Source organism: Burkholderia sp. (genome assembly GCF_018375725.1).
Classification (GTDB): domain Bacteria; phylum Pseudomonadota; class Gammaproteobacteria; order Burkholderiales; family Burkholderiaceae; genus Burkholderia.
Genome location: NZ_JAHACR010000238.1, coordinates 1 through 6,634 on the forward strand (window position 1 = coordinate 1; position 6,634 = coordinate 6,634).

4 protein-coding genes and 1 pseudogene are annotated in these 6,634 nt (G+C 65.0%); 3 read left to right on the plus strand and 2 right to left on the minus strand.

All coding sequences use genetic code 11. From position 1 onward, the window contains the following. The coding region (locus KH616_RS19420; protein WP_292249765.1) for a ShlB/FhaC/HecB family hemolysin secretion/activation protein at positions 1-1,625 on the minus strand (1,625 nt) is incomplete at its 3' end. Between the two features lie 346 nt (positions 1,626-1,971). Beyond that, on the minus strand, positions 1,972-2,904 hold the full coding sequence (locus tag KH616_RS19425) for a LysR family transcriptional regulator (RefSeq protein WP_292249766.1): 933 nt from the start codon (positions 2,902-2,904) through the stop codon (positions 1,972-1,974). A gap of 190 nt (positions 2,905-3,094) precedes the next feature. On the opposite strand from KH616_RS19425, the pseudogene KH616_RS19430 reads away from it, so the two are divergent. The 3 genes and pseudogenes from KH616_RS19430 to KH616_RS19440 all read left to right on the plus strand — a co-directional run. Next, a pseudogene (locus KH616_RS19430) lies at positions 3,095-3,871 on the plus strand (putative hydro-lyase); the annotation flags it as partial. Positions 3,872-4,027: 156 nt separating this feature from the next. Continuing rightward, a complete protein-coding gene (locus tag KH616_RS19435) occupies positions 4,028-5,326 on the plus strand; it encodes an MFS transporter (RefSeq protein ID WP_292249767.1) in 1,299 nt (432 codons plus the stop codon). 550 nt (positions 5,327-5,876) lie between these two features. Beyond that, on the plus strand, positions 5,877-6,634 hold a 758-nt coding region (locus KH616_RS19440; protein WP_292249768.1), incomplete at its 3' end, for a PAS domain S-box protein.

Here is a 6,634-nt window from a genome sequence, read left to right on the forward strand (position 1 = left end):
TGCGCGACGACGCTGCGCCCGAGCGCGGACAGGTTGTAGCCGACCTTCCCGTATCCGCCGCGCACGCCGAGCGCGGTGCCAATCAGCGTGCGTCCGTCCTTCCCCGCGCCCTCGCTGGCGCCGATGCCGTATACGCGGCCCGCATCGAGCGCGACGTAGGTTTCGTTCGCGCCGAACAGTCCGGTGGCGAGTTCGTTGCGCCACGTCCAGCCGCTGGCGCCGGCGAGCGTGTGGTTGCCGTCGAAGCCGCGTACGGTGTAGCGGCCGCCGATCTGCATGAATTCGGTCGACGGTGCCGCGCCGGGCGCGTGCTGCACGGCGAGCGAGCCGCGATAGCCGAAACGGCGCGGCCCGATGCGGAATAGCGAGTCGGCCCCGAGCGCGGCGGTGAAGATGCGATAGCGGCCGCTCCATGCGGCCCGATCGTTGATCCGGCCGGGATGGGCGCTCAGTCCGGCGAGACTGCCGCGCATGCCCATGCCGGCATCGATCGCGCCGCGCGGCAGCTTTTCGCGATGTCCGGCGCCGATGTCGTAGCTGACGATGTCGCGTCTGAGCACGTCGAGTTCGGTCTGGCCGATCCGTGAATGGTCGTTGCGGCGCATCAACCGGAGGCGAAGCGTGGTCTTGCCATGGCTCGACCGGTGCGGGACGAAGGCGAGACCCGCCTCGTAGCGCCGGGTGCGCTGGCTGAGCAGCGGGGAGGCGGAGCCCGGCACGTCGCCCAGCAGGGTTTGGCGGGACGTCCATTCGCTGACGCCGAGAGAAACCGACGCGTAGCCGAGCGGCACGTTCCATGCGGCACTTTTCGCCTGGGAGCCCAGTGTCTTGTTGCGGAGCGCGGCGTCGGTGCTGTAGGTGAGGAGGAGCTGGTCGTACAGGTGCAGCGGCGAATCGACCGCGACGATCGCGCCGAGCTGGTTGCGGCCCGTCGAATCTAGCCCGGCGTTGTCGGCGGTCGCGACGAAGCGCACGCGACGCGCGGCGTCCGGATGACGGACGAACACGTCGGTCTCGCCGAGGTTCGCACCGGGCAGCAGGTCGAACGCGGTCGCGGCCTGACCCGGCAGACGACGCATGTTCTCGAGCGCCTGATCGAGGTCGCGCACGTTCAGCAATGCAGGCGAGCGGTGCGGAAAGGCGAGCGCCGGCCAGCCGATCCGGCCGCGCCCGTCGTGTATCGCGCCGATGCGGCCGGGCAGGATCTCGACGGCGAGCCGGCCGGTCGACAGATCCTGTGCGGGAATGCTGACCTGGGACGTGATAAAGCCGCGGGCGATCAGGCGGCGGGCAGCCCAATCCCGGAGCGCGCGCAAGCCCTGTTCGCCGACGCATGCGCCTTCGATCGAGGCTTCGCGTGGGAGCCACGCGAACGCGTCGGCGCCGCGCCATTCGACGGCATGAATGGCGAAACACGGCGCTTCGGCGGGAAAGCGCAATGTGCCGGAGGCGTTCGGCGGCTTGGCGGTGAGCAGATCCGGCGGCGTATCGAGCTGTTGCCGGAGATGGTCGATCTGCTGTTCCTGACGATGCCGGACATCGGACGGCGCATTGATCGGCCGGGATTCCTGAGCGATTGCGGAAAGACTGAGCAGCAATAACGCGGCAGCGCATATCGAGCGCATTGCGTCATTGATTTTGCACATATTGAGATACGTTTCAGCGTGAATGACTTTGAATTGTATCTCGCGTAATTTTTGTGATGGATTTGTAGGGTTTTACGGAAATTATCCTGTTTTCCGTTATGTCATTGATGTGTATGGAGATTGATGATTTTGCGGCGGCGATTTTCCAAATGGGTGGGGATTCGTGTTTTTACTATAACTCAATCAGATTTGGATTTTCATGTAAATATGTGAGCATTTTTTGTAATAAATTTACTATTGTTTTTGTAAATATGGGATTTGCACGAATCATTGGATGGGACATGTCTGAAATACGTCCGGAATCCCATTTTTCGGCATGCGGCCCTCACAGCGCCTCGATTAACCGCCGGTTGCTTCTCGCACAGTATTCGTGACACGCGGCACGCGCCGCACTTGCTGCGCCGTGCACGATCCGCGATGCATCGACCCGTCTCGACATCGACACGACGATCGAGGGCGGCAGCGGTTGCAGCGGCAATTCGAGCACCTCGCCGCTCTCGATCAGCGCGTCGACGAACAGCCGCGGAATCGCGGCCACGCCGAAGCCGTCGCGCACGAGCTGCACGATCACCGAGATCGACGGCGAACCCGTAATGCGTGTGTCCGACAGCGGCACGCCGTACGCGTGCGCGAGCGTGCGGACGATGTCTTCGAGCGCGCGATGCGGGGCGGTGCCGCGTCCGAAGGTCAGGATCGGCTGCCGGAGCACCAGCCGTGCCAGGCCGCTGCGCACATTGGGCAGCAAGCCGGCGCGCGCGATCCAGTGCACCGGATAGTTCGCGAGTGCGTCGCAGACGACGGACGTTTCGTCGCTGCCCTCGACGCGAATGATCAGGTCGAGTTCACCGGCCATCAGGCGTCGCTGCAGCACGACGCTGACGTCGACGCTCAGGTCGATCTCCAGTTGCGGAAAATCGGCCGCGAGCCGCCGCATGTAGTGCGGCAGCCAACTGTGCACGACCGTCTCGATGACGCCGAGCCGCAGCTTGCCGACCGTTGCGCTTTCGCCGGACGCGGCCGCTTGCAGCCGATGCGTCGCGTCGACCACCGCCTTCGCATAGTCGAGCAGGTATTCGCCGTTCGGCGTCAGCCGGAATTCACGGCTGTCTCGATCGACGAGCACGGTTCGCAGTTCGTCTTCGAGGGCTTTCACGCGTTGGGAAATCGCAGCCGGCGTCGCATGCAGCGCGGCGGCGGTCGTGCGGAAGCTGCGCAGCGCCGCGAGCGTGACGAAAGTATCGAGAAAGCGCGTATTCATCGCAGTGCATCCGGTTGCCGGCACGCGGCGTGCCCAGGCGGAACGCCGCGCGAGATCCGGGGAAACCCGGTTTCCCGTTAAGCAAATCTATACGGTAAGCGCAAAAAAACTCGTTGGCGTCAAAATTTTGCTTTTCCTATGCTTCGCTCTATCCGATGACAACCCGCGCGCCGCGCAGGCACCCACCGACACCATGACGCCCTTCGAATTTCGGCAATCCGTCCGCCGCGGCGACTTCCGCGGACCGACCGCCGGCCATTGCGGCGAATTCGCGCAGGCCAATCTTGCGATCCTGCCGGAAGCCCACGCGCACGACTTCCTGCGGTTCTGTCAGGCGAATCCGAAGGCGTGTCCGCTGCTGGCGGTCGGCGAGCCGGGCGCATACCGGATCGAGGCGCTCGGCCGCGACGTCGACATCCGCAACGACGTACCGAGCTATAACGTTTATCGCGACGGCCGCCTGAGCGAGCGCGTCGAGTCGCTGGACAGGCTCTGGCAGGACGATTTCGTCGTATTCGCGATCGGGTGCTCGTTTTCGTTCGAGGCGATGATGGCGCGCGAAGGCATCGCGCTGCGTCATGTCGAGGAACGGCGCAATGTGCCGATGTACCGCACGCGCGTGCCGAACCGCCGCGCCGGCATCTTCGGCGGCGAACTCGTGGTGTCGATGCGACCGATGCGCGGCAAGGACGCGATTCGCGCGGTGCAGATCACGAGCCGCTTTCCTGGCGTGCACGGCGCGCCGATTCATCTGGGCGACCCGGCCGAGCTCGGCATCGGCGACCTCGGCGCGCCCGACTTCGGCGACGCGGTGACGATCCGCGACAACGAATTGCCGGTGTTCTGGGCTTGCGGCGTCACGCCGCAAACCGCGTTGATGGAAGCGAAGCTGCCGCTGGCGATCGCGCATACGCCCGGCCACATGCTGATGACCGACATCACGAACGCGTCGCTGGCGGTGTTTTGAGTCGCGGCCATGCCATGCGTGAAGCCGGCTGGCCGCATCGAAGCGGCCGCGAACCACCGGTGCTGACGACCCGGCTGGCCGATGCCGCACGTATCCACGTTCTGCCGCCCGGCGGCACGGTTACCATTTTTCTCGTACTTCGACAGGAGCGACAACATGGACAGCAAGACTCTGGCGGCACCGCCGGCCGACCCCACGCGTCCCGAGCGCGCCGGCCTCTTCTCGTGGTATGCCGATGCGGGGCCGCGCGAGCGGCGCGCGTTCTGGAGCTGCAAGGTCGGCTACATGCTCGACGGCATGGACACGCAGATGCTGTCGTTCGTGATCCCGACGCTTGTCGCGACGTGGGGCATCTCGCTGGCGGATGCCGGCTTCATCGGTACGATGACGCTGCTCGCATCGGCGCTCGGCGGCTGGATCGCGGGCATCCTGTCGGACCGGATCGGCCGTGTGCGCACGCTGCAGCTGACGGTGTTGTGGTTCGCGGTGTTCACGGGACTCTGCGGGCTTGCGCAGAACTATCACCAGCTTCTCGCGGCACGCGCGCTGATGGGGTTCGGCTTCGGCGGCGAGTGGACGGCGGGTGCGGTGCTGATCGGCGAGGTGATCCGGGCACGCGACCGCGGCAAAGCGGTCGGTCTGGTGCAATCGGGCTGGGCGATCGGCTGGGGTTTGTCGGCGCTGCTCTACGCCGTGCTGTTTTCGGCGCTGCCGGCCGAGCTCGCGTGGCGTGGGCTGTTCCTGATCGGCCTGTTGCCGGCGTTGCTCGTCGTCGTGATCCGCCGTTTCGTAAAGGAGCCGGAAGTCTACGAACGCGAGAAGGCGACGCAGGCGAGCGCCAGCGACGCGCCGCGCCTGACCGAGATCTTCGCGCCACAGCTGCTGTCGACGACGCTGCGCGCCGCGCTGCTGACGACGGGCGCGCAAGGCGGCTATTACGCGATCACGACATGGCTGCCGACGTTCCTCAAGACCGAGCGGCACCTGACCGTGATGGGCACGGGCGGCTATCTGGCGACGATCATCGTCGGCTCATGGATCGGCTATCTGACGAGCGCCTATCTGACCGACCGGCTCGGCCGCAAGCCGAACTTCATCCTGTTCGCGCTTGGCTCGATGATCATTGCATTTGCGTACACGTCGCTGCACCTGACGAACGCATCGATGCTGTGGCTCGGCTTCCCGCTCGGCTTCTTCGCGTCAGGGATCTTTTCCGGCATGGGGGCGTTCCTCACCGAACTTTTCCCGACCCGGGTACGCGGCTCGGGGCAAGGCTTTTGCTACAACGTCGGCCGGGCGTTCGGCGCGCTGTTTCCGTTCCTGATCGGGGCGTTGTCGAAACACTACGGCCTGGGTCTGAGCATCGGCATCTTCGCGGTGGCCGCCTACGGCGTGCTGATCGTCGCGGCGCTGACGTTGCCCGAGACGCGCGGGCGTGAACTCGAAGCGCGCTGAACCGCATGGCATCGTAAAAATTGCCGATAAAAAACGCGCGCAATCACGTGCGCGGAAAATACTGCAGGCATGACGATCGCGGCGGCGAACCCTGACCCGCCGCTCCCGGCGCCCGGCGCCCGGCAAGCGTGGAACCGGTTTGCGCGCCGGCACTGCGTGTGCCGGCACGCCGTTGCCGCGCGTCGTGACGCGCGAGCGCGGCCCGGTTCCCGCATTCCCCGCCACGCTTCGACCGACGCATTGGCCGAGACGGTCGGCCCGTGAGCGGACGATACCGACCGGTCGGTTCATTGCTTGACACGTCCGGCGAAGCGTGTGTGCAAATCCCGCTTGTCATTTGATAAGATGGAACCCATCATTCGTCCGGCAGATCCTGAATGCGCCGCATGAACGATGGATTGCAATAGCCGGCAGTCAGGGCGGGGCGAGGCTGCTGACGAGATCGCATGCCCTGCAACGCCATGCGAAGCCATCTGCGTTGCAGGGGCGCGCATATGACGCTGGCGGAGTCCGTCTACACTGTGCGATTTTTCCTGGTCGGGGCTCGTCTATGTATGACGAAAACGATAGCGCAGTACTCGAAGCGCATTTCGGCACGAGCAGTCCTTGCTGGCGTCTTGGCAACGACAGCAATGCGCTTGAACTGGCGGCGGTGCGCGGCCTGGCCAACGTCAGCGTGGCGCTCGATGCCGGACAGGCCGCGCAGATTCGCGCGCTGACCGGCGTGACGTCGCATCTCGTGCTCGAGATCTCCCTGTTCGGCCATCCGCTCAAGCTGCATCTCGTCGGCAGGAAACTCGACATGACCGACTGGGCCGGCACCGCGTCGGCCTATACGGATGCGGCATCCGTCGCGCAGGATCTCGCGCATGGCCTCGCGTTCGCGGAGCAGGTCGTCTCCGAAGTCAATTCGCTGGTCGTGATTCTCGACCGAAACGGCATCGTGCAGCGCTTCAACCGCCTGTGCGAAGAGGTCACCGGCTTGCGTGAAGTCGACGTGATCGGCAAGAGCGCGTTCGAACTGTTCATGACCACCGACCAGGGTGCGCAGTCGCGCAGCAACATCACCGGCTTCTTCGCGAGCAACAAGCCGTTCTCGGTCGAGCGCTATATCAACACCGTCAACGGCCCGCGCCTGTTCCAGTTTCGCAACAAGTTCGTGCAGAGCGGCAGCGGCGCCGACGAGCAGTTCCTGATCTGCTCGGGCGTCGACATCACCGAGGAGCGCAATGCGCAGCTGCGGCTGACCGAGCTGGCGAACACCGACGTGCTCACTGGCTTGCCGAACCGCCACGCGATCAGCGAACA

What these genes read in the sequence shown, in the direction of transcription:
- KH616_RS19435 (WP_292249767.1), top strand. Translation starts at nt 4,028, where the DNA reads ATGGACAGCAAGACTCTGGCGGCACCGCCGGCCGACCCCACGCGTCCC.
- KH616_RS19425 (WP_292249766.1), bottom strand. Translation starts at nt 2,904, where the DNA reads ATGAATACGCGCTTTCTCGATACTTTCGTCACGCTCGCGGCGCTGCGC.